Origin of the sequence: Sporomusa sp., assembly GCF_035561155.1 — a bacterium.
Classification (GTDB): Bacteria; Bacillota; Negativicutes; order Sporomusales; family Sporomusaceae; genus Sporomusa.
Map to the genome: position 1 here is coordinate 64265 of NZ_DATMYD010000153.1, position 26533 is coordinate 90797.

Genomic DNA, 26533 nt, shown 5'->3' on the forward strand with positions numbered 1-26533 from the left:
CACTTTTTGAAGTATTTTGTGATTTTTTTGAGTAATGAAGTTTTTTCATAATAGTCACCAAAATTCAGAATTTCTCCAATTTTAATTTCAGCGCTATTATATAAGAAGAAAAGAAAATACCGTCAGGTGCCTTAATCATATTTACGAGGGGGAAATACAGTGAAAAATTATGAAGCTGATGTAGTCGTCATTGCCGCAGGTCCCGCAGGGTTGGCAGCAGCCATCACAGCAGCAGAGAATGGTGCTAGTGTAATTGTTTTGGAGAAAGCGCCTACTACCGGTGGAACAGGTAATATGGGTATGGGCCCCTTAGGAATCGGCTCGAAACTGCAAAAGCGTAAGCTGGTTGGCCTTACTGTCGAAGAAGCTTTCAAAAAACATATGGACTATACCCATTGGCGTGTTGATGCCCGGTTGGTAAGAACCTATTATAATAAAGCTGCTGATACGATTCACTGGCTGGAAGATATGGGTGTTGAATGGTTCGATATTGCCCGATATTTTCCCGGTTCTGAGCAAACCTGGCATATGGTAAAACCAGCTTCAGGTGTTCCTGGTCCACGAGCAGCGACCATCATGTATAAATATATGGCTGAGAGAGCTGAAGAACTTGGTGTTGAATTTCTATTGGAAACACCGGCTAAGAAAATCCTAATCGAAGATGGCCGTGCTGTTGGTGTGTTGGGTCTAGATAAAGCTGGTGAAGAAGTGCAAGTAAATGCCAAAGCTGTAATTGTGGCTACAGGCGGTTTTGGTGATAACCCAGAAATGATTAAAGAGCGTACAGGGTTTGAATGGGGCAAAGATATTTTCTCTTTTAGAATTCCTGGTATTGCAGGTGAAGGTATTAAAATGGCATGGGAAGCAGGCGCCGCTGATACCGAAATGAACATGGAAATGATTTATGGTATTCCAGGAGTAGCGGATTCACATATAACGGATTTCCCCTTCCGTCAACCTAGTGCTCTATGGCTTAATCAAATCGGTGAACGCTTCTTAAACGAAGAACTCACTGAAAATACCACATGGACAGGTAATGCCATTGCGAGACAACCAAAACGCTGTGCATTCTCGATATTTGACTCTTCAATTTTGAAATATTACCAGAAGAATGATCTTGATCTGATGTCGCTGGTTCACCCCCATATCCCTATGGACGAGTTTGATCAGGCCATTCAGAAACATATCGAGGAAGGCAACCCCAATGTATTTGTAGCTGATTCTTTAGAGGAACTGGCAGAAAAGATTGGTATGGATGCCGACGCTTTGACAGCTGCAGTTGATGAATACAATGAAGGCTGCGAGAGCAAAATCGACTTTTTTGATAAAAAGGCTAAATATCTGCGGCCGCTTAAAGGACCAAAATACTATGCAGGCAGATTCTTCCCCAGCGCTTATGGCACACTGGGGGGCATAAGAATTAATTATAAGGCTGAGGTATTAGCCAAAGAAGACTTTAAGCCTATTCCTGGGCTTTATGCCGCAGGCACTGATGCTTGCTCTATCTTTGGTGACAGCTATGTATTTGTCCTGCCTGGAAACACCATGGGCTTTGCTTTAAATAGCGGCCGTATTGCTGGTGAAAGCGCGGCAGATTATAGTGAATCTGTCTAAGGTAAACGGTTGAGAATTGATGGTTAAGTAAAAGGGGCTCTGTTGAGTGCCCCTTTTGTGCTATATCTGAATACTCATGCCTAGTAGAAGGAGAGAACATCTTGGAAAAAATTACAGTAAATATAGATGGACAAGAGGTTGAGACCACCAAAGGGAAGTCGGTGCTGCAGGCAGCTTTAGATGCAGGTATCTATGTTCCGCACCTCTGTTATCACCCAGATCTGCCGTCCATAGGTGCCTGCAGGTTATGTGTTGTTGAGATTGAGGGCTGTGAAGACACACCGACTTCCTGTACGACACCAGTCGAATCAGGGATGGTGGTAAAGACTAAGACCCCAAAGGTTGACCAGATTCGCCGTCTGGCCATGGAATTGATGATGGCGTCCCATCCTTCGGAGTGCACAGGCTGTCCCAAATATATGAAATGTGAGCTTCAGTCACTTGTGCAGTATCTTGGAATTAGTGCTGACCGCTTAAGAAAACGTCTGCGGGAAGTGCCTATGAATAGCAGCAATCCGCTTATTTTACATGACTTCACCCGATGTATCCGCTGTGGGCGCTGTGTACGGGCCTGCCGTGAGCTGCGCGGAGCTGAGGTGCTAAATTATCAGAAGCATAATGGGGAACTGCATATTGGTACCGACGAAGACCGTTCACTAGCTGACGCTGGGTGCCGATTCTGCGGTGCTTGTATTGAAGTTTGTCCTACCGGCGCACTTAGAGACCAAGAGGGAATCTTCAAAGAGGGTGTAAGCCGCGAAGCAGCCCTTGTTCCCTGTAGAAGTGCATGTCCTGCAAATGTTGATATACCCCGCTTTATCCGTTACATGCGCGAAAAAAATTATCCGGCAGCAACAGCAGTTGTCAGGGAGAAGGTCCCGTTTCCATTGATTCTTGGTAACATTTGTAACCATAACTGTGAAAGTGCTTGTCGCCGTAGTGAACTTAATGAGTCTGTGTCAGTTTGCCGTCTGAAACGCTTTGCTGCTGAAAATGATGATCAAGAGTGGAAGAAGAACTCTAAACAAATAGCTGAAACCGGTAAACGAGTAGCAGTCATCGGTTCAGGCCCAGCTGGACTAACGGCAGCCTATTATTTGGCTAAACAAGGTCATGGCGTTACTGTATTTGAAGCCTTGCCGTATGCCGGCGGCCAATGCCGTGTAGGTATCCCTGAATACCGTCTGCCTAGAGATATTGTTGAGGCTGAGGTTAAAGAAATTGTAAACGCAGGTGTGGAAATAAAGACAAACACCCGAGTGGACTCAGTGGATGATCTTTTTGCTGAAGGCTACAATGCCATTCTTGTGGCAATTGGCACCCACCAGGGAGTAATGCTGCCCATTCCCGGCGCTGACCTTGAAGGGGTATTAGTAAATGCTGCGTTCTTGAGAGAGGTAAGCTTAGGTAATAAGGTTGCGATTGGTAATAGGGTTGTTGTCATCGGCGGGGGTAATGTTGCCTTTGACTGCGCACGGGTGGCTCGCCGGTTAGGGGCTACTGAAGTCCATCTAGCTTGTCTTGAATCTAAGGAAAAGATGCCTGCCAGTCAGGAAGAGATTGAACAAGGGCAAGAAGAAGGGATTATTCTTCATCCGTCACAGTCTTTTGTCAAAATTGTCGGCGACCAAGGACATGTTGCCGGGGTAGAATGTCTTGATGTTGAGTCCTTCGAATTTGATGTTGATAGACGGGCTCAAATTAAAGTTACTGAGGGTTCAGAGCATATTCTGGCAGCTGACACGGTGATTTTTGCTGTTGGCCAGCGACCAGAGAATGTAGAGCAGTTTGGTCTGACTATCGGTCGGGGAAATACTCTGCAGGTTGACCCCAATACGCTGGCAACAAGCAGAGAAGGCGTATTTGCCGCCGGTGACGTTGTTACTGGCACAGACTCGGTTATTGCGGCTATCGCCGCCGGTAGAAAGGTCGCTATTGCTATCGACAAATTCCTTGGTGGGGACGGCAATATTGTCGAGCAGTTAGCACCTGTCGAGAAACCGGCTGCTTGGATTGGCCGGCAAGAGAACTTTGCTTGTCAAGCTCGTTGTGAAGGCTCGTGTGCAGCGGCAGAGGAGCGAATTAATAGTTTTAGCCAAGTAGATCACGGCTATCAAGAAACGGCAGCCCTCAAAGAAGCTGAACGCTGCAGCCAGTGTGACCTAAGGCTAAACATTGCCGTGCCTAAGTTTTGGTCAGAGTTTCCCCGCAAGTAATTGAAGTACGGTGAATAATATAGATTTCTGAAAGGAAGCTTCTTATGATTTTTGAACAATTGCAGCCGAGTGCATTAACTGAATGGAAGATGATAAAAGATAGTGGGCAGCCCAGGTATAGCGGACTTGCTAAAGCGTTAAAAATGACCCCGGCAGAGGTCATAGAAGAAATTAATAAATCAGGCCTACGGGGGCGCGGCGGCGCTGGCTTTTTTACAGCTGCCAAATGGCATATGTGCCAAGCGGCGTCAGGCAGTGAGAAATATTTGATATGCAATGCTGCTGATGGTGACTTGGCAGCACCTGTAGGCCGGTGGCTCTTAGAAAGCAATCCCCATGCAGTGTTGGAAGGAATGCTTATAGGAGCTTACGCTGTTGGTGCCAATCGAGGTTATATTTATATAAATGCTGCCAGCCAGTCAATGATTGAGTGGCTGCAGACGGCGCTTGCACAAATGCTTGACAACGGTCTCATGGGTGAAAACATCCTTGACTCAGGTTTAAGTTTTCATATTAAGATCAAGGCGGAAGCCTGTGACTTGTTAAGTGGCGAAGAAACGGCCATGCTGCGCAAATTGGAAGGCAAGCTGCCTATGCCCAGTTTGCGTCCGCCTTATCCGGCGGTTGCGGGTCTGAAGGGTAAACCCACCCTCATAAACAATGCCGAGACGCTGGCCCATGTATCTGCCATTTTTCAAAAAGGTGCAGACTGGTATGCCGGCATTGGCAGCAAGGAGAGCAGAGGAACCAAATTGCTTGTCCTGGCAGGTAAGGTGGCAAATAGCGGCATTGTGGAAGTGCCAATGGGTATTACCCTGCGCCAAGTGATTTATGATATTGGTGGGGGAGTTGCTGGCGATAAAGAACTTAAGGCCGTGTTTATTGGTGGCCCTTCAGGCGGCTGTTTGCCTGATAGCGCGTTAGATATTTCTTTAGATTATGAAAGTTTGGCAACTGAGGGCGGAATCATTGGCTCAGGCGGAATTGTAGTTGCCGACAAGGATACCTGTATAGTTGACTTTGCCAAAGAGTGCCTTGCCATTACCAAGGCTGCATCATGCGGCAAGTGCGTTTTATGCCGCGAAGGAACTACGCAGATGCTTGAAATTTTGACAGACATTACAGCAGGAAAAGGCAGGCCTGAAGATGTCGACTTGCTTATCGAGCTAGGTGAGGGTATTAAAGCCGGCTCACTGTGCGCTTATGGTAAAACAGCCCCAAGCCCAGTGTTGACGACAATAAAACACTTCAGGGAAGAGTACGAGGCCCATATCAAGCGGAAACGTTGTCCGGCTTTGGTTTGTAAGAAGTATATCTCCTATCATATCCTTGGCGATAAATGCCAAGGCTGCCAAGTGTGCATGCAGGAATGCCCAGTGGGAGCCATTGATGGTGGAGGGGGGCTTATCCATGTTATCGACCAGGATAATTGCGATAAGTGCGGTAGGTGTCAAGAGGTATGTCCTGCTGAGTACAGTGCTGTTACCAAGGCGGGTAGCGTAAAACCAAAAACTCCGGATGAGCCAATCCCTGTTGGTACTTGGAAAAAGAAGAGGTAAAAAAAATCAGAACCCTAAGCCAGAGGTTAGTGCTTAGGGTTCTGATTTTTGCAGTTCTAACTCTTCTAGCAACATTGAGATCGCCGGATTAGTGTTAGTTCTTTTCCAAATCGCCACCGTATCAACGAAAGCATCTTCGCCAGCAAACTCGACAATATGAAGTAAGGGGCTGGCATAATTTTCAACAGCATAGCGGGGATATACGGAAAGGCCCATTCCCGTTTCAATGGACAGCATGACTGATTCTATATAAGGGGAGGTGCTAACAATGTTTGGGGCAAACCCTCTATTTTTACAGACACGCTGTAAGTTATTGTAGACTCGAGTAGCTGATTCGCGATCAGAAAAAACAAAGGGATGACGCGCTAGGAGGGCTGTATCTATATTTTTATCAAAAGAAAGTGGATGGTCACTAGGCATCACGAGTGAGACAATGTCAGTGGAGATTTTTTTCCAGGAAAACGCCGGCAGGTCATCAATATCGGTCAGAACGCTAAAGCCGATATCTAGATTATTTTCAAGCAGAGCCTGGTCGATCCCGCCGACCGAAAGTCGAATAAAGGTAAGCTCGATACCAGGATGCTTTCGTCTAAAGCAAGCAAGTAGTTTTGCTAAAAAGTGTCCTTGGACAGGTCCGAGAAACCCAACTCTTAGTTTGCCAATAATACCGCAACTGGCTTGCTTGGCAATTTTAACAGCTTCTTCCGATCTGTGGACAATATCAGTAGCTTCCAATAAAAAAGCTGAACCGGCAGAGGTTAGTTGAACACCCTGTTTATTACGGATAAAAAGTTTTACACCGATATCTTTTTCGAGGGCTGCAATTTGTTGACTTAATGAAGGTTGTGTTATATATAGCCGCTTGGCTGCTTCGGTAAAACTCAAGCTTTGTGCCACTGCTATAAAGTAGCGCAGTTGTCGGATTTCCATTAGGCCACCTCGTTTTCCGATAGGTTTTTCCAATAAGCGCAAGAAGAAATACCTATTTGTCTAGTTGTTAATTCTATTTTATCATAATTATAGGAAATCTTAAGAAAATTTCTACAGCAGATAAAATAAGTTTACAGGAGGAAGCTATGTGTAAAAATGTAATGACTCCGGAAGAACGGCTTGTAGCCACAATTAATCATGAACCAGTAGACCGTATTGTTTGTGCGCCCTGGATTGTTAACTATGCAGCGCAATTTGCCGGCGTAACCAACAAAGACTTTATGTGGAACTGGGATGTAGCCATGGATAGTTACGCTAAGTTGGCAGAGACTTATCCTGAATGGGACTGCTATGCAGGTATCCATTATCAGTATGGTGATGCCACTTTGATGAGTAAAATTGGATTTAACAACTGTAAATTCCCAGGTAGAGATCTTGAAGACAACGCCATGTATCAAATTCTTGAACCAGAAGTCATGTCCAGGGATGAACTGCGTTTGATTAAAACTGCGGGTATTCAGGCGTATATAGGGATATTGTTGAAAAAACTACATGACATTGATCCGCCGGAGATTGGCCAACGCTTTATGGAATCTGGTAAGTATCAGATGATGGATCGTGATGCTGCTTATGCGCGTGGCCAGAGCTGTCTGTATGGTGGTACTGCCCCTACTGGCAATGAGCTATTTGCCATTACCCGATCATTTGATAAGTATATTAAAGATATGTTTCAAATGGGCGACGAACTAGTGGAGATATTGTGGAGATTTAATCAGGAATTTTTTCCGAGAATCCTTGGGCAAGTGGAAAAATCAGGTATTCGTCGAGTGTTTTTTCCCGCTACCAGGACGGGGAGTTCGTTCTTGAATAAGAAGATGTTTGAACGGTTTACCTGGCCGGTTGTCAAAGATATGGCAGAAAACTTGATTAAACATGATATTATCCCAGTTTTCCATGTGGATACTGATTGGGGGCGGGACTTGGAAAATTTCCTCCAGCTGCCCAAACGGAAGTTTGTTCTCGAGCTTGACGGTGAAACCGACATCTTCAAGGCTAAAGAAATATTAAACGGTCATGCCTGTCTCTCCGGCGACGTTCCGGCAGCACTGCTTTCCTTAGGTACCACTGATGAGGTCGATGAATATTGCAAAAAGTTAATCACGGTTATTGGCAAAGACGGCGGCTTTATTCTGCGTCCAGGTTGTACCATGCCAATGAACGCTAAACATGAAAATGTCAAAGCCATGTTTAATTCGGTAGAAAAGTATGGACGGTATAATTAACAAAAATATGACATGGATGGTTCTCCCTGGCGTTGTTATCTAAGTCTTGGAAAAATCTCGATTACAATGAAACAGATATAGATAAACAAACAAAACGTCACCTGGACTCTGGGTGACGTTTATTCTTTATGTACCCATGGCATAGGTGTTAGCTCTAGGGGAAACTCCCGTTAAGAATCGTTCCCTGTCGCAGGTTGGGGAAGATCCATCCCATTCTGAAAGAACTGAATGGCACCCTTAGCTTTGTTAAGGAACAATGGTATAGCTGGATTCCTGTTTGTCTTTTTCCAAGATGCTACCATTTCAACCTGCGCATCGTCACCTTCCAGCTTAATAAAACGGAGACCAGGACTAGCATAGGGCTTGGTGGTAAAGTAAGGGAGAATTGCAATTCCTTCGCCAGACTCAACAAGCGTAAGTAGAATCTCCGTTAGAAAAGGACGTTCAACAATGTTCGGAGTAAATCCCCTATTGGCACATAAGCGTAACGTAAAGTCGTAGGGGCAGGGGGCGACTTCACGATTGAGAACAACAAATGGTTCCCGGGCTACGGCGGCTAAATCTAATTGAGGTTGATTCGCCAGAGGGTGGTCATAAGGCATTACAAAACACTCAACATCCTGGTAGAGTGTTTGCCAGACCACTTTTGGAATGTTTTGTAAAGACACTGACATAGTAAGACCTATATCTAAATCACTACGTTCTAAGGCAAGATTCAGATCTCCCCAACTTAATTGGGTTAATAATAATTTGATTTTTGGATATGAGCTCCGGAAGTCTTTCACTAATTTGGGTAAAAAGTGTTTAGTATGGGATTCCAAAAAGCCAACTTTCAGAGTACCAGCAAAACCGGATGCGGTGTGGCGAGTTCTTTTTATTGCTTCTTCTGAAGAGGTGATAATGAACTTAGCTTCCTTAAAAAAAACTTGACCGGCGGCTGTTAATTGGACTGAATGTGAATTTCTCGCAAATAATTTGACATCAAGTTGCTTTTCTAAATCTGCTATTTGCAAACTTACCGCTGATTGTGTGAGATACAAGTGCTTGGCTGCTTCAGTAAAATTTAACCGCTCCGCGACACAAACGAATATTTCCAATTGCCGAATATCCATAAATTCCTCCTAAAGCTGGAAACCTATAAACTAAAATATGCGAAAATAATTAACTAAATTATAGTGTAATTCTGATAAGTATACAATGGTCATTACTGTGAACATGGGATAGATACGCCTCACAAGGGTATTGTTTTTTTTTATTGCTGCAATGAGGAAAGTGAATTTCCATAAGAACATATTTCAGTCTATTATAAATATGGATTTAAATCATATATTTTGCCGACTGCTGGAAATAGCCAGAATGTTTGATATTTCTAGCAATTTAGTATTGCCAAAATAGCGAAAAAAAACAGTGAGAAAAATTTGTTGCATCTATGTACAAAGACGGTAGAACTAGGGATATTATCATTAATTTAACATTTAGGAGGGCAAATCATGAAAACACCGCAAGAGTTGCTGCAAGAACGTAAAGAAAGGATAAGAAAAGCGGTTGCGCTGGAAAAAACGGACCGAACTCCGGTAGTAACCTTGGCTGATGGTTTCTGCGCCACGCATATGGGGGTTAAACTATCTGATTTTTGTTCAAGTCTAAAAGCCTCGAACAAGGTAATGGTGGAATCCATAAAAGACCTGGGGGACATTGATGGGTTCGATTCGGCCTTTGCGGCCGCATTGCTTTTTCCTTTAGGCTTTATGACCAATATTAAGCTCCCTGGGCGGGAGTTAGCAGAAAACGTGGTATGGCAGCTTGATGAAAAAGAAGTTATGACAATAGAGGATTATGATACCATTTTGAATAAGGGCTGGACGCCTTTTATGCAGGATTACGTGGTCAACCGGCTAAATGTTCAGTATGACTCACTTATGGAAGAACTGGCAGATACCCCGCAAATGGTTAAAAATTTCGAAGATGCCGGTTATGTGGTATATTCGCCGCTTGTTATCAATCTAGTCAATGAGCTTCTCAGTGGCGGGCGTTCCATGCCCCGGTTCATTCAGGATCTATATAAAAGAGCCGACAAGGTCGAGGCTGTTTTGGATGTAATCCAACAAGAAGTTCTGGTAAATATGCGTAAGCAGATCCGTGCGACCAATTCTTCCTATGTATTCATATCGCCTGCCCGCGGCGCGAGTGAGTTCTTTTCTCGGAAGCTGTGGGAACGTTTCGTATGGAAATACTTAAAACAGGTAGCTGACGTAATTATCGAAGAAGGCGCAGTAATTAACTTCCATATTGACTCCAACTGGGAGCGCGATCTAGAGTACTTTAAGGATTTCCCTGTAGGTAAATGTGTATTTGAAACAGATGGTGCTACCGACATCTACAAAATAAAAGAGGTTCTTGGCAATCGCATGTGTATTAAGGGCGATGTGCCAGCAGCTATGTTTACTCTTGGTACTCCTGATGATGTATATAATTATAGTACAAAATTGATCAAGGATATGGGGTCAGGATTTATCCTTGCTTCAGGATGCGCTGTTCCTGTAAACGCTAAAGTGGAAAACGTCAAAGCAATGATTTCGGCTGCAACCGGAAAGTGATTTTATTTTCTAATTGTTGCAATTAAGATAATGAATTTCCCTAAAATAAGCTTTTAGGATATCATTTTAGTTGAAAAGGGTAAGAAAAACTGTTATGAGGTGGAAGAAATGACAGCTAAAAAAGACATAATGACTCCAGAAGAAAGACTGGTAGCTACTATTAACCTTGAACCAGTAGATCGAGTAGTATGTGCGCCGATGATTGACCAGTATGCCGGTCAATTTGCAGGAATTACTAACAAAGAGTTTATGTGGGATTGGGAAAAATGTATGAATGCCATAGATAAGGTTCATGAGGCCTTCCCGATCTGGGATAGCAATCCATTTATTATGTGTGAGCGTTATGCCCCGCTGATGAAAAAAGTGGGACTCATGAGGACCAAGATGCCTGGGGCCGAGCTGCCTGACAATGCCTCCTTCCAAATGCACGAAGTTGAGATTACAACTCAGGCAGATTATGATTTGCTTATTGAAAAAGGCTTATTGGCATATGTAACAAAATTTAATGAGGTTGCTTTTGGCACAACTCAAGCAGAAATGTTTCAGGCAATGGGTGAAAAAGGCCAATTGCTTGTGGATGAAAATCAGCGTACACAGCGACGGGGGCAAAGTTCGACTTGGGGAATCTTGGGTGGATCAGCACCAGATGTTTTATCAATGACCCGTTCTATGGAATGTTACTTTAAAGACATTTTTAGAGTTCCGGATAAAGTATACCAAGCAATGGAAGTTACTACCGATGGTATGATTGCAATACTTGCGGCCCAAGCAGATCAGATTGGTATCAGACGTACTTTTATAGGTGATTCTCGCAGCAGTGCTCAATGGCTCTCTCTGAAAAAATTTGAGAAGTTACTATTACCTATTATGAAACGCCTTGTCAATGGTTTGGCCGAAAAAAATATTATTCCTATATTGCATTGTGATTCAGATTGGACTAAAAATTTGGAGTATTTCTTAGAGTTGCCAGCCAAAAAATTCGTTTTACAGCTCGATGGTGATACTGATATTTTTAGGGCAAAAGAAATATTGGACGGACATTGTGCCATCATGGGAGATATGCCTGCTGCCTTGTTGACAATAGGATCGGTTACTGATGTCGATGAGTATGCTAAAAAATTGATGACTGTTGTCGGGAAAGGCGGCGGTTTCATTTATTCCTCAGGTTGCTGTGTCCCGATGAACGCGAAACACGAAAATATGAAAGCTTACTTTGATGCGGTGGAGAAGTACGGACGCTATAACTAATCATTGAGATTAAGCCTTCAGGATATATATCCTGAAGGCTGCTGCTACTGAAGGAACGGCTTGATAGTGTTTTATTTCTGTACCTGTCACGGAAGAAATAAGATTAGAAGACCATTGGTTATGGTGGTTTTTCAATCTTATTATTTTTTCAGCATATTACATACGTGTATTAAGAAACTGTGCTTCATCAACTTCCAGATTAATAAACCGGAGGTTATGATCATCGAAAGGAGTTACTGGAAGTAGGGAAGCGAGGTATTGTTTTCTGTTATTGCTGCAATGAGTAACGTGAATTTCCATAAAAATAGATTTCAGTTTATTATAAAAATAGATTTACATCATACATTTGCCGGTTGGTGCTAAATGGGCGAAATGGATGATATTTGCCTTTTTCTTAATATAACAGAATATTGAGAAAAAGGCAGGAAGGGTGTAACTCATAAGAAAGGAGCGGTAGACAGTTTCTGGAGTGATAGAAATCATTCTCATTATTCGGTTTTGAGTAAAAAGCGGGAAACGGATGTGTATTAAGGAGGACAAATAATGAAGCTCGGAATTTTAATCGCGGTTTTAGCATTTGAATTTTTATGCATAATCGCAGTTGGCTGGTACTTGAACAGGCAACAGAATAAACAAGATGGCTTTTTGCTGGCAGGCCGAAGCCTCAATTGGCAGCTGTTATCTATAACATTGGCTTTAAGTATTCTGGGTACACCGCATATTTATGGAATGTTTGAAATGGCATGGTTTATGGGCGCGGCAAGCTTATGGTTTGGTTTTGGCTGTTCCATTTTGCTGGTCGTCGTTTGCGTATTTACTGGCAGATGGGTTAGGCGGCTTAATGTATCGTCAATGCCTGAACTGATGCATATGTTATTTGGCGAAAAAATGCGGCTGATTCTGCCGTCAGTCATGATCCCAATCATTTGGGCAGTAATGACACTGGAACTACAGGGGATGGGAATATCATTTGCCTTGATGACTGGAGTTACGGTCGAACAAGGTGTATACCTGGGAGCTGTTCTAGGGGTTTTGTATGTATGTCTGTCTGGATTAAACCAAGTTGTCTGGTTAAATATCATAAATGCGATTATTAAATATGTTGGTCTTGCTGTGGCCACGATTCTGCTGACGAACAGGCTGCCGCATGGCTGGGCGGGAGTGTCCCAGTACTTTATTGACCAGGGGCAGCCATGGATGCTGAGTATCTGGGGTACCCCCCAAATCCTTATTTCATTTGGTATGAGTACTGTTATTGCCATTCTTGTCAATCATAGCCTTGGTCAGCAGCTCATGCAACCCTGTATGGCTGCTAAAAATGACCGCGTTGTGGCCAATTCTATGTGGATGGCTGTTATCGTAAACGGCATGCTGGCCGTGTTTACTATCTCCATGGGTTTGGCTGCTAAGAGCATTCCGGAATTTCACGCACTTGGACCCAAAATGGCGGCAATATCGATGTTACTAGAGTATTTGCCGAACTTCGCAATTGCTTTGGTTTTGGCTGCCTTCTTCGGCTCGATGTTGTCCGGTTTCTCCATCATCGCTTTGGTAACTTCGACACTTTTCACCAAAGACATATATGCTTATACCAGTAATAAATGTATGTCCCCGACAGAAGAGAATCGGGTAGCCCGTATCACCATCATCGTCTTCTGTATACTTGCGACCGTTGTGGCGCCAATACTGCCGCCGATTGTGACTGCGATAAACTGGCTCTTCTCCTGGCCTGCACCAATAATGGTTATGTGCCTGATCGGCCTATTTTGGAAGCGGTCGACTACAGCAGCCATTACCACAATGGTCGCTGCCTGGATCGTTAATATGCTGTGGTCATTTACCAGTTTACCTGCTGCTATTGGCCTTGAAATGCTGACAACTGCAAATGTGTATGCGACCTTGAGTGTGTCTATTGTTGTTGGTGCTCTGATGACCGCCTTGTGTGAAGGAAAACCCGGGATATTTAGAGTATCTGAAGCTGTTTTGACGCAAGAAAAGGCTGAGGCAGCTCAGGCGTGATGAGAGTTACGAGATTTTTTAGGGGAGGAATTTGAATGCTTTTCTGGGACTTGTTCCTTGCCAATATGGGAGTTATGATTTTTGTTTGCTTTGTCGGGCAATGTGTCGTTTTGTACCAAAATCGAAAATAGGGAGGGTTCATTATGAATAGCGGTCCGTTGCTGGAGACTAGCTGGATGGCCTCAATTGTTGTAATGATGTTAGTATTTGGGGCAATAACTGCCTATCGATCTTTAAAAAAGAATTAAGGCCTATGTGATGTACTGATCTTGAGAAATCCAAAAGTGTATTAATAATCTACATAATACAGAGAAACTGTAAAAGGTGGGAGACTAATGAAAAAAGGTCTAATTGTAGTGGTAGCATCGGCAACGCTTTGTTTTGCCAACATAGCTTTGGCCGCGAGTGATCAATTTAGTGATGTTCCGGCAAAACACTGGGCGTATGATGCCGTGAGCAAATTAGCCCAAGCGGGTATTGTCAGTGGTTATGAAGGGTCATTCCAGGGCGAGCGGACACTGACCCGGTATCAAATGGCTGAAATCGTAGCGAACGCAATGACAAAAACGGATAAGGCTACTGCTGAGAACAAAGTGCTAATTGTCAAGCTGTCTGCTGAATTTTCTGATGAACTCAAGGCACTCGGCAAACGCGTCGATACCGTGGAAAAGAAACAAGGTCCGCTCACAATCGACGGCTTTGCGCAGTATCGTTATGAATACACTAAGAATCCCCGGCTGATCGCGGAAGATTTAGGACTTGCGGCGCCGGGCGCTGCGGGCAGAGCGGATGATAAGAGCGCTTCCCGTACCTTGCTCTGGCTGAATATTGCCAATCAGTTTGATGGCGATACCTACTTCCATGGTATTCTCGGCGTGGAGACCCTAGGTGGCAAAACCAATGTTACCTCATTGCAGGCCTGGGAAGCGAACTTTAATAAGAAAATAGGTGCAAACGCTGAGGTGGGCCTGGGCCGGTTCTTCCCCCGCCTCGGTTTCGGCACGATTGGCGGTGCCCCCTACATGGACGGCGGGAAGCTCTCTTTCGGCAACGCTGTCAAAGTGAACTTCTATTCTGCCAGGTTAGGGGATCGTTCGCAGATAACTACTGCCAATCCTAGCGGCATCTTCCCCCACCGGACGTATAATCTCGGCGATGCAAAATTCAGCCTGGGACAGGATACGGACATGGCGTTGTCGTTTAATTGGGACAAGCACAAGGAAATGTACAATTCGGCGGCGATTGGTCTGAAATACAAAGGGATTTCTGATGTTGTACTTGACGGTGAGTGGGGTAGGAATACTGCTTCCTTTGCAAAATCAGCCAACGGTAGTACTGCACCAAAAGCATACTTTGCCAGGGCCAAATATAAAGGCGCCAATCCGTTCGTTGTGGGGTCAACCGGATATTCTATCCAGTATAAGTACGCAGAACCCGGTTTTGACGCCCTGGCGTTTGCTTCGCCGTTTGCCTGGAATGCGCCTTTGAACTATACTACTGTGGCTTTGGGTGGTATTGCGGACAACATTAAAGGCCTTGAATACGGTTTTGAGACTACCATTGCCAAGCGCACTTTCTTCAACATGCGCTATGACAAATTGGACCGGGTGAAAGCTTCGGCGCAGTCATTGGCCACTAATGCTGATCAAAGCTTCTTTACTGCTCAAGTCACCTATATATTCTAACCGGATTTCATAATATTGACCTCGTTTCCAGGATGCTAGCAGAGCATATTGTAAATAAAATTATCCCGTGGTCACGATGAACACGGGATAATTTATTATGTATTAGAGATAGGTTAGCGGATGCTGTTATTTAGTTGTATGCTTTCAAGCTCCTGAAGAAATAAAGGAACAGCAGGATTGGAATGTACCTCTCCCCAGGCGACAACCACGTCAAACCCAGCGCCGCCACCAGCGATATCTATAAACCGCAGTTCGGGGCTTGCATATACCTTAATATGACGTGGTAAAATAGCGACTCCGATTGCTGATTCGACCATAAGTAAGGCGTTCTCAGGAAAAGCCGAAAGCTTGGCGATGTTAGGTGAGAAACCATTGGCTGTGCAAAGAGCCATAATCTGATTATGAAGACTGGGAGATTCCTCAGGTGCCAGAAAGATGAAGTTCTCCTGGGACAGTGCCGACAGCATGATCTTAGGATTGTTGGCAGCAGGATGGTCGTGCCGTAGGACAACGGCAAGCGAATCAGAATAAATGGTCTTCCAGCAAAGTCCGGTCATATTTGATAAATCAAAAGATAGAGTAAAGCAAATATCGATATCCCCGCGTTTCAGAGCGTTGGCAAGTGCTCCCAAATTCAACTGGTTTAATTGAAGATCGACATTGGGATAAGTGCTTCGAAAGCGCGAGATTAGTGCTGGAAAAAAGTTTTTAACAGGTGCTCCCAAAAAACCGATCTTTAGTTGACCAGCGAACCCGGCAACTGCAAGCCGGATTTTTTGGATGCCTTCATCGTAGTGAGTAAGAATAGCTTTAGTTTCGGCAAGCACCACTGCGCCGATCGGCGTTAGATGAACACTTTGTTTATTTCGAGCAAACAACTGCACTCCAAGGGCATATTCTAAATCAGCGATGTGTCTACTAAGAACAGGCTGGGCGATGAAAAGCTGCTTGGCAGCTGTACTAAAGTTTAAATGTTCTGCGAGGCATATGAATTCGCGTAACAACTGGATTTCCATGGTACCTCCCTCGGAATTACACTATAACAATAGTATAAAATGATTGTGTGCCAAGGGAAAGTACTTTTATGCAAAAATATGCGGGCACACAGACCGTAATACTTTTTTGTCATAAGCTTAGACATACACGGTATTTCCCATAAAAAGCTGATTGCAGTATGATTAGGTTGCAATAATGGAAGTTATTTTGAAAGGAGAAGAATAATATGGCATTTGAAAGTACGCAATTTTCTGTTATTCTTTTTGGATTAGAAAAAATCCTGAAGATGACAGCAATACGAACTAACACATTCGCCAAGCGGCTGAAAGAAAAAAATCTGATTGCCCAAATTAAACTGCGGGATAATTCTCAAGGCAGATATTTCATTTTCAAAGATGGCAAGGTTTCTTCCAAAGCAGGTATATATGACAAACCAGATGTTGCTATGATATTCGAAGATGCAGAGACTGCTGTAAGGCTGATGAGCCCGACAAAGACTCAGCTGGAATTTATCAGTGCGGCCAAACATTTTCAGATTGACATGCAAGGGCCGGACGAACTGACACTCTGGTTTGCTGAGACCTTGAATATGACAATGAATGTTGACCCGGAATATGGTGTTGACGTGGGGAACGGTGTCAAGCGTTACACCAGCAATACCAACGGTGGGCCGGTCTTCGTTTATGTAAAAGACGGCAAAATCATCCGTATTACCCCTATAGATTTCGATGAAGAGGACGCCGACCCCTGGGTCGTCAAAGCCAGAGGTAAAACTTTTTCACCGCCCAAGAAAACTACCGTTAACCCGCATACGTTAGCTTGGAAATCCATGATTTATTCGCCTAACCGTCTGCTCTACCCTATGAAGAGGGTAGATTTTGATCCGAATGGCGAAAGAAACCCGCAAAACCGGGGGATATCCGGCTATGAGCGGATTAGCTGGGATGAAGCGCTTGATATTGTGGTTAACGAAATTAAGCGGGTAAAAAAGGATCATGGCCCTGGAGCCATTATGAACGGCAGCGGTTCCCACCATACCTGGGGGGCGCTAGGTTATTGGCTGAGCGCTAGATTGAGATTTTTCAATGCCATCGGCTGGACACCAGTTGTGCATAATCCTGATAGCTGGGAAGGCTGGTTCTGGGGGGCAACTCACCACTGGGGACAAAGCGCCCGCAACGGTGGCTCTGAAACCTACAATCTGGTGGAAGATTGTCTCCAAAACTGCGAAATGGTTGTCTTCTGGTCGAGTGACCCGGAATCTACCAGCGGTGTGTATGGTGCCCAGGAAGGAACTGTACGCCGGCAGTGGCTGAAAGACCTTGGCATCAAGATTGTACATATTGATCCGTATTACAACCATACTGCCGGTTTGCTTGGCGGTAAATGGCTGGCACCTAAGCCGGGAACCGACAGCGCCATGGTATTGGCTATAGCGTATGTTTGGATGACCGAGAACCTCTATGATAAGGACTATGTGGCTGAGCGTACAACAGGTTTTGAAAAATGGCATGACTATGTTCTGGGTAAAGAAGACGGTGTGGCTAAAACACCGGAATGGCAGGAGAAGGAGACAGGCATCCCCGCCAAAGACATCAGAGCACTTGCGCGGGAATGGGGCAGTAAGAAAACCTATCTGGCTGCTGGTGGTATCATCGGTTTTGGCGGTGCTTGCCGTACAGCAAATGGAACAGACTGGGCCAGAGGCATGGTATGTCTGATGGCCATGCAGGGACTGGGCAAGCCGGGCGTCAATATGGGCGGCATGCAACAAGGAACACCTGTTGACACACGCTTCTACTTCCCAGGATACGCCGAGGGCGGTTTTTCCGGCGATATTTTTGGTACAGGCAACTTCCTTAACTTATATCAACGGATGCCCAATATCGTGACCATGAATACAGTTAACCAAGGGGTGCCGCGCCTCAAGATACCTGAAGCTATTATGGAAGGCCACTGCGAAGGCTGGTCTGCTGACGCCAAAACGATCGAAGGCCAGTTCTTCCCGTTCAAATACCCGTCTCCTGGTCATTCCCCGGTAAAAATGTACTATAAATATGGCGGCTCACATATCGGCACAATGGTTGATACGAACCGCTATGTAAATATGTACCGGTCAGATGGTCTTGAGTGCGTTGTCAATCAGTCGATTTGGTTTGAAGGAGAAGCCCAGTTTGCCGATGTTATCCTGCCGGCCTGCACCAATTTCGAGCGTTGGGATATCAGCGAATTTGCTAACTGCGGCGGTTACATTTATCACTCGTTTACGCAAGTTAACCACCGGGTGGCAGTGCTGCAACATAAATGTATTGAGCCGCTGGGTGAATCAAAATCTGATATTGAAATCTTCCTGGAACTCTCCAAACGGTTGGGGCTGGGTTCAGTTTACTCAGAAGGTTCTAGCGAACTGGAATGGTGCAAGCGCTTATTTGACGGCACCGACCTGCCAAACCGTCTCTCCTGGAAGAAGTTCCTCAAAAAAGGCTATTATGTTATTCCGCCACTGCCTGAGAATCGCCGTGATCCGGTGTCTTTCCGCTGGTATGCTGAAGGCCGCGCGAAAGATACTCCTGAACCGTTCCCCGCTCCGGCCGACTATACAGGTGAATACCGTATGGGGCTGCAGACACAGTCAGGAAAAATCGAGTTTGAATCTTCCAGCCTAAAACGCTTTGACGCGAATGATCCCGAACGGCCGCCAATTATGAAATATAACCCCGCTTGGGAAGGTCCTCATTCACCTGAGTTGTTTGCAAAGTACCCGCTGCAACTGATTTCACCTCACCCAAAATTCACCTTCCATACGCAAAGTGACGGTAAAGACAGCACCATTAACGATATTAAGGACCATCGGGTGCTGATCAATGGGCATTATTATTGGATTGTGAGAATCAATTCCAGTGATGCCGCAGCCCGTGGGATCAAGGAAAACGATTTGGTTAAGGTATTCAATGATCGTGGTGCCGTTGTTTGCGCAGCACAATTGACCGAGCGCATTCCACCGGGAACAGTACATTCGTACGAATCTTCGGCAGTCTATAAGCCGGCAGGAGAGCCCGGTAAATCCCCAGATCTTGGTGGATGTATCAACCTGTTGACACCAAGCCGGATGATGATTAAAAAGTCCCACGCCATGGCGGCTAATTCCTGTCTTGTTGAAATTGGCAAATGGGGCGGAGAGGAGAGTGTTTCGTGAAAAAGTGGCACCTAATTATTGATGTTGAAAAGTGTGTAGACTGCAATAATTGTTTCTTATCCTGCAAAGATGAGCATGTTGATAATGATTGGCCGGGATATAGCCGGCCCCAGCCCAGACATGGGCATCGCTGGATAAATATCATGCGCACAGAACGGGGGCAATACCCGCTCGTCGATGTGGCATACAGGCCGACTACCTGTATGCACTGTGAGGATGCTCCCTGCATTAAAGTATCACGCGGCAGTATTGCCAAGCGTCCTGACGGCGTTGTTGTCATTGACCCTAATAAAGCTAAAGGCCAGAAAGAATTGGTGAAAGCCTGTCCCTACCAAGCTATCTGGTGGAACGAAGAACATGATGTTCCGCAAAAGTGCACTTTCTGCGCCCACCTTCTTGATCAAGGCTGGAAAAAGCCGCGTTGTGTGCAAGCCTGTCCTACTGGCGCTCTCAAGGTGGAATATGTGGAAGATGCCGAAATGAGCCGTATCTGCCAGGCAGAGAATTTTGAGGTTTTGCAGCCGGAGTATAACACGTGTCCTAGCGTATATTACAAGAACCTGTACCGGTTTAATAAATGCTTTGTTGCCGGCAGCGTGGCGGTAAATAAGAGCGGTGTTATTGATTGCGCCGAAGGTGCTAAAGTTACTCTGCTTCGAGGCCAGGAAAAATTAGCCGAGGCCGTTACCGATAACTTCGGCGATTTCAAGATCGACAACCTGCCTGAAAACAGCGGTAATTATACTATCGAGATTGAGATGACCGGTTATCAGAAAGCAATGGCCTTTGTTGAAGTTACTACGAGCCAGAATATCGGAACTGTCTGCTTGTAAAACGGGGAAGATTGCCACGCTGTCGCTAGCAATGACCGTTGGGGAGACGGTTTTTCTCTCCAGCGTCATTGTGAGAGGTACGACGTGGCAATTTTGTCGTAAGTTTGTTTGATGATAAAAGGAGTATAACATATGCAAGCAATAAGAGTAGAAGAGTCTGTTGGCAATATATTATGTCATGATATAACAAAAATTGTTCCGGGAGAATTTAAAGGAACAGCCTTTAAAAAAGGGCATATTGTTACCAAAGATGATATTCCTGAACTTTTAAAACTAGGAAAAGAACATATTTACGTATGGGAATTTAAAAAAGGTTTTGTGCATGAAAATGAGGCTGGACTACGTATTGCCCGGGCAATACAAGGATTAGGACTTATGCTTACTGCACCTAATGAAGGTAAAGTTAATCTGGTAGCAGCAACTGATGGTATTTGCATGATAGATGAAGATTGCTTACTGAAAATTAACATGATCGAAGAAATAGTAGTTGCAACCCGCAGCAATAAACGCCCGGTAAAAAAAGGTGAAGTTATTGCCGGTGTGCGGGTGGTACCGTTAGTGATTGATGAACGTAAAATAAAATTGGTAGAAGATATTGGTTGTGAAACTAACATCATTTCGGTTAAGACCTTTAACTCCTGCAAGGTGGGTATAATTACTACAGGCAGTGAGGTTTATCACGGACGGATTCAAGATAAATTTGGCCCGGTAGTTACAGCGAAAGCCGAAGCATATGGCTGTAAGGTTATTGAGCAAATCATAGTCCCCGATGATGTCGAATTAATAGCGCGAGCGGCTAATACTCTAATTAACCATGGCGCTGAACTGATATTAACAACCGGTGGTATGTCCGTTGACCCTGATGATGTAACTCCAAGCGGCATTAAAAAAGCCGGAGCGAAAATAATATCTTATGGTGCGCCGGTATTGCCAGGTTCAATGTTTATGGTTGCTTATCTGGGCAAGGTGCCGGTTTTAGGACTTCCTGGGTGTGTAATGTATAACAGTGTTACCGTTTTTGATTTAATCTTGCCACAGGTGCTGGCAGGAGAGGTTATTGACCGGTCAATGATAGTAAAGTTAGGCATGGGTGGTTTGTGTCTCAAATGCGAGGTTTGCCACTATCCGGCCTGTTCTTTCGGCACTGGCGCGTAGCGGAATTAGTAAGAAAGGCGTGGGGACAAGATGAGAACAGGAATTCTATTAGAGGAAGCGCAGCAGATATTATTAGAGAAAGTCCATTCATTGCAAACGAGTTGTGTAACTTTATTTGAGGCAGTTGGGCGGATTCTTAGCCAGGATATTCAGGCTAAGACTGATTTGCCACCCTTTAACAGATCCCCGCTAGATGGCTATGCGTTGCAGGCGAGAGACACCGCAGAAGCTGACACTTTGAGCCCTGTATCGCTTGCTGTTATTGAAGAGGTACCGGCAGGTTACATGCCGCGTCAAAAAGTAACTGCTGGAACAGCAATTAAAATAATGACTGGTGCTCCTATACCTGAAGGCGCAGATGTAGTAATCAAATATGAGGATGTAGAATGGGAGCAAAATACGGTAAGATTATTTCACAAGTTAAAAGCTGGCAGCAATATTGTGTTAACTGGAGAAGATGTGGTCAAAGGTGAAATAATTGCTAAACAGGGCAGTAGGCTGACGCCCCCCTTGGTAGGAGTATTAGCAGCTCAGGGCTTTGCCGAGGTCCCGGTTGTCAGAAAGCCCAAAGTAGCGATTTTGAGTACAGGTGATGAAGTGATTGACCCGTCAGAAGCGTTACATCCAGGGAAAATATATAACAGTAATATGCATAGCTTATGTGCATCCTGTATAGCGCTCGGGGCCGAGCCTTTGCCTATGGGCATTGTACCTGACAACAAGCAGCTAATCGCTGAAAAAATTTCTCATGCATTAGGGCTGGCAGACATTGTTATTACTACCGGGGGCGTGTCGGTAGGTGATTATGACGCTGTGCCAGATGCGCTAAAAGAGTTATCGGCAGACCTGCTCTTTTGGAAGATAGAGATGAAACCAGGTTCGCCAGTAGTAGCCGCCGTCCATAATAATAAGTTGATTATTGGTCTTTCAGGCAACCCCGCAGCCGCACTGATAACCTTTGATTTGGTAGTTGTACCGTTGATTAAAAAGATGCTGGGACAAGATCGGCATCTGCCGCTTACAGTACCTGTGGTACTTGCAAACGGCTTTTATAAATCGAGCCCGCAGCGAAGGTTCTTACGTGCACAATTATATAGAAAAAATAGAACAGTCTATGCTAAACTGACCGGTGAACAAGGAAACGGGGCGCTCAAGTCAATGATTGATTGCAATGCGCTCATTGATGTCAACGCAGGGAGTGGTCCGCTGACTGCAGGAGAACATGGCGTAGCTTTAATTCTAGACAGTAGTGCCGAAATTCTCAGTGAAGAAGCAATAATTAAAGGATCAAACGCCAGAAATGTATTAGGCAGATCAAAATTTACAAGAGCGATTGCGGAAAATGATAGATAAACGGTCAGCCCTGGAAGTTAGCGGTATAGTTTTGGCCGGAGGTCGCAGTACGCGCATGGGGCGGGATAAATCGTTACTGGTATTAAGCAATGAGACGCTAATTGAGCGGGTAATTAGGAAAATGCAGAACGTCACCGACGAAATAATTATTGCTAGCAACGATACAGCAAAATACAACATACCTGGAATCACCGAAGTGGTCGATACCTATCCAGGTACAGGGCCGCTGGGGGGCTTGCACGCAGGGTTACTGAAGATGACTTATCAGCACGCTTTTGTAGTGTCCTGTGATATGCCGCTGTTTTCCGGGCAGCTGGCTTCATATCTGCTTGAGCAGCGGGCTGGTTATGATGTAATAGCTCCCTATATTGGCGGGTATTGGGAGCCGCTATGTGCTGTATACTCTCGTAATTGCATACCAGCAATACAACATTGCCTAGAAGAGGGTGTTAGGAAGATAATTAAGTTTTATTCGCAGGTAAGGGTTCGGCCAATCAGCGAACAGGAGCTTATACCTATCGATGGCCTGGAAGAAGTGTTTTTTAACCTGAATACGCCCGAAGATCTCAGTAAGCTGCTGGTCCAAAGAAAAGGTGGTGGCAGAAAGAGAGTTTAAACCGCTATATATATAGGAAGGAAATAGTACAGTATGAGCCAAGAAAGCAAGTTGCCGCAGCAGTTAGGGATGAGATATGGTTTAAATGATAACCTTCCCCTGAAGGAGCTGATTTCTTATAGTGTGCAGCATTTGACATATTTTTTGGCTAATGCTGCTATTCTGCCAGCCATTGTGGGTGGATACCTGGGGCTTGACCAGTTGGGTTTAGCTAGCTTGGTACAGCGGACTTTTATTCTCTGCGGAATCGTATCCATATTTCAGTCGTTATGGGGTCATCGATTTCCTATTATGGAAGGGCCGGCAGGTTTGTGGTACGGTGTACTAATCACATTGGCTACTTCGGCACCAAGTCTGGGAAAAGGTCTGGATGTGCTGCGAACCGATATTGAAATGGGCTTTATTATCGCCGGGATTGTATGCATCTTCATTGGATTAACCGGCATGGCGGGGATGGTTGTCAAGGTTTTTAGCCCCATGGTAAATGGCGTGTTTCTGGTTCTGATGTGTCTGCAGCTTAGTCCGGCCATGATAAAAGGCATGCTGGGATTAAACAGCACCAATCATATGGTGGATTTTAATAGTTTGCTAGCCTTTGTCATTACAACCGGGCTGATCATGTGGATTACTTTAAAAGGCAAGGGATTTTTCCAGAGTATAGCCGTTCTCGTAGGCGTCGGCTTTGGCTGGATTACAGCTCTCATCCTTGGTATCTCGCCGCAAATAAACCAATATAGCACTCAATTGCCAACTACGCCTGAAGTATTTGCGTGGGGTACGCCGACCTTTGATATCGGGGTTGTTCTTGCCTGTGTTTTTGCTGCTTTATTACTTTTTTCCAACTTAATTGCTAGTATTTTAGGGATGAGTGCGGTGACCGGAGAACCGGTTAAACCAGCGATGTTCAATCGAGGAGCAATTTTTACCGGCGTGTCAGATATTTTTGCTGGCCTCGGGGCGGTCATTGGGTTTATACCTTATGCGTCGGCGATCGGGTTTACGTCGATGACTGGCGTGGCATCAAGAAAACCTTTTATTGTAGGCGCTTCGTTAATAACTATCTTAGGTATTTTTCCGCAGGTTGGCATATTTTTTGCCGCCATACCGCCTGCTGTTGGCAATTCGGTGATGTTTGTTGTTTTCTGCCTGATTCTAGGGATGGGGATCAAGGAGTTCTCTAAGGTCAATTTAACTAACCGGGAAATGTATATATTGGGGATAGCGCTAATGGTAGGTGTCGGGGTAATGTTTTTGCCGCAGGAAGTGTTTAATAATTTACCGCCGCTGTTTCGCTATATGCTGCTCAACGGTATGGTGGATGGCATAATCATATGTATTGTTCTTGAGCAGATTTTGCTAAATGATAAACTGATGGATTAGAAAACACAGGTGTCAGCAATGAGCAGACACCTGTGTTTTTCGGAGTTTGGTTTATTCCTGTGTGTAATACTCTGAAGCCTTCAATTGATGAATCAATTTTTTCATAAATTTTTTCTTAATTTCAGGGATTTCACTTTCGGCATATTTATAAAAACCTTCGCCTGCTTTGATACCAAGCTTTCCTTCGGCTACCTTTTGTTTTAAAAGGTTATTAGCACCCTGACGATTATCCATTTCTTTTAACAGATTATCGCCGACAATGCTCCAGATATCCAGCCCCCCGAAATCGGCCACTTCTAATTGGCCAGTAGTGGCATAGCGAAAGGCGGGGCCGAATTTAAGCGCTTTATCTATGTCGGTAGGTTCGGCAACTCCCAATTCAATGAGGGAGAAGACTTCTCGGGCAACACCCTGTTGAATACGGTTGGCTACCAGTCCGGGTACGTCTTTGAGCACTTTGACTGTCTGCTTTTTGATTGCAGCGTGTAACTGCTCAACTTCGGTATAAAGCTCTAAAGGCATATTGCCAAAACAAGAAAGTTCGACAATCGGCATAAGGTGGGCGGGATTATACCAGTGGTTAACGATCATACGCTGTTTACGCTCGTCAGAAATCAGAGCCATCATGCCATCTAGTTTGAGACTGGACGTATTGCTCGCCAGGATAGTATGCGTAGGACAGAGTTCATCTAATTGTTTGAATAAATTCTGTTTGAGTTCCAGTATTTCCGGAGTGGCTTCAATAATATAATCTCTGTTTTGAACAGCCTGCTCTAAATCACTAAAAACCTTAATTCGAGCAAGGGTGGCTGGAATGGACTGCGGCTCAATGAATTGTTCTTCAGCTAAGAGGGAGAGTTCACCGGCGATCTCAGTCATTGCCTTTTTCAACTGAATTTCGTAGGCATCATACAAAGTTACATCATACCCGTACAGGGCAAAGGACAAGGCAATGCCGTGTCCCATCGTGCCTGCACCGATAACACCTATATTCTTAATCATAGTTCGTCTCCTAATTATTTCTTTGCAAGACCTAGGATTTCTCTGGCTTCGGCTGGGGAAGCTACTGTTCTGTTTGCTTCTTTAACTACTCTTACCGCCCGGGCGACAAATTCAGTGTTTGATTTTGCCAATTGGTTTTTAGCGTAGTACACGTTATCTTCCATGCCTACGCGAATATGACCGCCCATGGCAATAGCTGCAAACATAATTGGCACATGACCGTTCCCGATGCCCAAAGCTGACCAGGTAGATCCTTGTGGCAGTAAGGCTTTAAGATAAACCAGGTTCTCAATAGTAGCGGCAGTACCGCCGGCTGCACCTAAAACAAATTGGTAATGGGCCGGTTGAGCAAGAACGCCCTTTTTCATATAGTAGAGCGAGTTGTAGATCATGCCAGCGTCGAAAATTTCGATTTCTGGTTTTACGCCGTTTTCAATCATGGTTTTGCCAAGTTTCTCAAGGAACTGGGGCGGGTTCAGAAACAAGCTATTATGCATCCAGTTCATTGAACCGGCGTCATAAGATGCCATTTCCGGTTTGAGTTCAATTAGATGAGCCATTCTGGTTTCATCGGTAGCGTGAAGGTCGCCGGACGTGGTAAGGTTGAGGATGATGTCACATTTGCTGCGAATGAGTTCAACGGTTTCGCGGAATTTCTCTTTGCACATAGTGCCTTTGCCTTCGTCGTCACGCATGTGCAGGTGCGCTACAGCCGCGCCGGCCTGCCAGCATTCATATACATCGTTAGCAATTTCCTGGGGAGTCAAAGGAATATTGGGGTTGTGTTCTTTGGTTGGCCAAGCGCCGGTTGTTGCGACAGTAATGATGGTTTTTTCCATGATTGGTTCACC

Annotated in this window: 19 protein-coding genes; 14 read left to right on the forward strand and 5 right to left on the reverse strand. The window is 44.9% G+C overall.

Annotated elements, in window-relative coordinates; all coding sequences use genetic code 11:
* Positions 1-159 precede the first annotated feature (159 nt).
* The 3 genes from VN447_RS20670 (at position 160) to VN447_RS20680 (ending at position 5389) form a co-directional block, all read left to right on the forward strand.
* Positions 160-1614 (forward strand): FAD-dependent oxidoreductase, encoded by a 1455-nt coding sequence (locus VN447_RS20670; protein WP_325527865.1) that lies wholly within the window; start codon positions 160-162, stop codon positions 1612-1614.
* 101 nt (positions 1615-1715) lie between these two features.
* Positions 1716-3830, forward strand: coding sequence for an FAD-dependent oxidoreductase (locus VN447_RS20675; protein ID WP_325527867.1), 2115 nt, complete (start codon positions 1716-1718; stop codon positions 3828-3830).
* Positions 3831-3874: 44 nt separating this feature from the next.
* On the forward strand, positions 3875-5389 hold the full coding sequence (locus VN447_RS20680; protein WP_325527869.1) for an NADH-ubiquinone oxidoreductase-F iron-sulfur binding region domain-containing protein: 1515 nt from the start codon (positions 3875-3877) through the stop codon (positions 5387-5389).
* Between the two features lie 33 nt (positions 5390-5422).
* Here the strand turns inward: VN447_RS20680 and VN447_RS20685 are convergent, their stop codons facing one another.
* Complete coding sequence (locus tag VN447_RS20685) at positions 5423-6319, reverse strand: LysR family transcriptional regulator (protein ID WP_325527871.1); 897 nt, start codon at positions 6317-6319, stop codon at positions 5423-5425.
* Positions 6320-6465: 146 nt separating this feature from the next.
* Here VN447_RS20685 and VN447_RS20690 point away from each other — a divergent pair, with 146 nt between their 5' ends.
* A complete protein-coding gene (locus VN447_RS20690; RefSeq protein ID WP_325527873.1) occupies positions 6466-7602 on the forward strand; it encodes a uroporphyrinogen decarboxylase family protein in 1137 nt (378 codons plus the stop codon).
* Positions 7603-7772: 170 nt separating this feature from the next.
* Here the strand turns inward: VN447_RS20690 and VN447_RS20695 are convergent, their stop codons facing one another.
* On the reverse strand, positions 7773-8714 hold the full coding sequence (locus VN447_RS20695) for a LysR family transcriptional regulator (protein ID WP_325527875.1): 942 nt from the start codon (positions 8712-8714) through the stop codon (positions 7773-7775).
* Between the two features lie 378 nt (positions 8715-9092).
* On the opposite strand from VN447_RS20695, the gene VN447_RS20700 reads away from it, so the two are divergent.
* The 4 genes from VN447_RS20700 to VN447_RS20715 all read left to right on the forward strand — a co-directional run bounded on the left by VN447_RS20700 (position 9093) and on the right by VN447_RS20715 (position 15151).
* Positions 9093-10199 (forward strand): uroporphyrinogen decarboxylase family protein, encoded by a 1107-nt coding sequence (locus VN447_RS20700; RefSeq protein ID WP_325527876.1) that lies wholly within the window; start codon positions 9093-9095, stop codon positions 10197-10199.
* 108 nt (positions 10200-10307) lie between these two features.
* Complete coding sequence (locus tag VN447_RS20705) at positions 10308-11447, forward strand: uroporphyrinogen decarboxylase family protein (RefSeq protein ID WP_325527878.1); 1140 nt, start codon at positions 10308-10310, stop codon at positions 11445-11447.
* Between the two features lie 543 nt (positions 11448-11990).
* A complete protein-coding gene (locus VN447_RS20710) occupies positions 11991-13466 on the forward strand; it encodes a sodium:solute symporter family protein (protein WP_325527880.1) in 1476 nt (491 codons plus the stop codon).
* A gap of 335 nt (positions 13467-13801) precedes the next feature.
* Positions 13802-15151: an S-layer homology domain-containing protein gene (locus tag VN447_RS20715; RefSeq protein ID WP_325527881.1), complete on the forward strand. Its 1350-nt coding sequence runs from the start codon at positions 13802-13804 to the stop codon at positions 15149-15151.
* A 113-nt stretch (positions 15152-15264) separates the two neighbouring features.
* Here VN447_RS20715 and VN447_RS20720 read toward each other — a convergent pair whose 3' ends face one another.
* Positions 15265-16167 carry a LysR substrate-binding domain-containing protein gene (locus tag VN447_RS20720; RefSeq protein ID WP_325527883.1) on the reverse strand — a complete coding sequence of 301 codons (903 nt, stop codon included), beginning with the start codon at positions 16165-16167 and terminating at the stop codon, positions 15265-15267.
* 206 nt (positions 16168-16373) lie between these two features.
* Between VN447_RS20720 and VN447_RS20725 the strand changes: the two genes are divergently transcribed.
* The 6 genes from VN447_RS20725 (at position 16374) to VN447_RS20750 (ending at position 24680) form a co-directional block, all read left to right on the forward strand.
* A complete protein-coding gene (locus VN447_RS20725; protein ID WP_325527885.1) occupies positions 16374-19343 on the forward strand; it encodes a molybdopterin-dependent oxidoreductase in 2970 nt (989 codons plus the stop codon).
* Positions 19340-20176, forward strand: a complete 837-nt coding sequence (locus tag VN447_RS20730; protein ID WP_325527887.1) for a 4Fe-4S dicluster domain-containing protein — start codon at positions 19340-19342, stop codon at positions 20174-20176. Before VN447_RS20725 ends, VN447_RS20730 begins: the two co-directional genes overlap by 4 nt.
* 132 nt (positions 20177-20308) lie before the next feature.
* On the forward strand, positions 20309-21331 hold the full coding sequence (locus VN447_RS20735) for a molybdopterin-binding protein (RefSeq protein WP_325527889.1): 1023 nt from the start codon (positions 20309-20311) through the stop codon (positions 21329-21331).
* Positions 21332-21361: 30 nt separating this feature from the next.
* A complete protein-coding gene (gene glp / locus VN447_RS20740) occupies positions 21362-22684 on the forward strand; it encodes a gephyrin-like molybdotransferase Glp (RefSeq protein ID WP_325527891.1) in 1323 nt (440 codons plus the stop codon).
* Complete coding sequence (gene mobA, locus VN447_RS20745; RefSeq protein WP_325527893.1) at positions 22674-23300, forward strand: molybdenum cofactor guanylyltransferase; 627 nt, start codon at positions 22674-22676, stop codon at positions 23298-23300. Before glp ends, mobA begins: the two co-directional genes overlap by 11 nt.
* Positions 23301-23333: 33 nt before the next feature.
* A complete protein-coding gene (locus VN447_RS20750) occupies positions 23334-24680 on the forward strand; it encodes a purine/pyrimidine permease (protein ID WP_325527895.1) in 1347 nt (448 codons plus the stop codon).
* 51 nt (positions 24681-24731) lie between these two features.
* Here the strand turns inward: VN447_RS20750 and VN447_RS20755 are convergent, their stop codons facing one another.
* Together VN447_RS20755 and VN447_RS20760 are read right to left on the reverse strand one after the other, a co-directional pair.
* The gene (locus tag VN447_RS20755; protein ID WP_325527897.1) at positions 24732-25682 is read right to left on the reverse strand and encodes a 3-hydroxyacyl-CoA dehydrogenase family protein; all 951 of its coding nucleotides are present in this window, start codon (positions 25680-25682) and stop codon (positions 24732-24734) included.
* A gap of 14 nt (positions 25683-25696) precedes the next feature.
* A complete protein-coding gene (locus tag VN447_RS20760; protein WP_325527899.1) occupies positions 25697-26521 on the reverse strand; it encodes a 3-keto-5-aminohexanoate cleavage protein in 825 nt (274 codons plus the stop codon).
* Positions 26522-26533: the final 12 nt, after the last annotated feature.

Coding starts and splice junctions, on each gene's coding strand:
- VN447_RS20735 (WP_325527889.1), top strand. CDS start 20,309: ATGCAAGCAATAAGAGTAGAAGAGTCTGTTGGCAATATATTATGTCAT.
- VN447_RS20725 (WP_325527885.1), top strand. CDS start 16,374: ATGGCATTTGAAAGTACGCAATTTTCTGTTATTCTTTTTGGATTAGAA.
- VN447_RS20710 (WP_325527880.1), top strand. CDS start 11,991: ATGAAGCTCGGAATTTTAATCGCGGTTTTAGCATTTGAATTTTTATGC.
- VN447_RS20700 (WP_325527876.1), top strand. CDS start 9,093: ATGAAAACACCGCAAGAGTTGCTGCAAGAACGTAAAGAAAGGATAAGA.
- VN447_RS20680 (WP_325527869.1), top strand. CDS start 3,875: ATGATTTTTGAACAATTGCAGCCGAGTGCATTAACTGAATGGAAGATG.
- VN447_RS20685 (WP_325527871.1), bottom strand. CDS start 6,319: ATGGAAATCCGACAACTGCGCTACTTTATAGCAGTGGCACAAAGCTTG.
- VN447_RS20750 (WP_325527895.1), top strand. CDS start 23,334: ATGAGCCAAGAAAGCAAGTTGCCGCAGCAGTTAGGGATGAGATATGGT.
- glp (WP_325527891.1), top strand. CDS start 21,362: ATGAGAACAGGAATTCTATTAGAGGAAGCGCAGCAGATATTATTAGAG.
- VN447_RS20690 (WP_325527873.1), top strand. CDS start 6,466: ATGTGTAAAAATGTAATGACTCCGGAAGAACGGCTTGTAGCCACAATT.
- VN447_RS20720 (WP_325527883.1), bottom strand. CDS start 16,167: ATGGAAATCCAGTTGTTACGCGAATTCATATGCCTCGCAGAACATTTA.
- VN447_RS20755 (WP_325527897.1), bottom strand. CDS start 25,682: ATGATTAAGAATATAGGTGTTATCGGTGCAGGCACGATGGGACACGGC.
- mobA (WP_325527893.1), top strand. CDS start 22,674: ATGATAGATAAACGGTCAGCCCTGGAAGTTAGCGGTATAGTTTTGGCC.
- VN447_RS20705 (WP_325527878.1), top strand. CDS start 10,308: ATGACAGCTAAAAAAGACATAATGACTCCAGAAGAAAGACTGGTAGCT.
- VN447_RS20760 (WP_325527899.1), bottom strand. CDS start 26,521: ATGGAAAAAACCATCATTACTGTCGCAACAACCGGCGCTTGGCCAACC.
- VN447_RS20695 (WP_325527875.1), bottom strand. CDS start 8,714: ATGGATATTCGGCAATTGGAAATATTCGTTTGTGTCGCGGAGCGGTTA.
- VN447_RS20715 (WP_325527881.1), top strand. CDS start 13,802: ATGAAAAAAGGTCTAATTGTAGTGGTAGCATCGGCAACGCTTTGTTTT.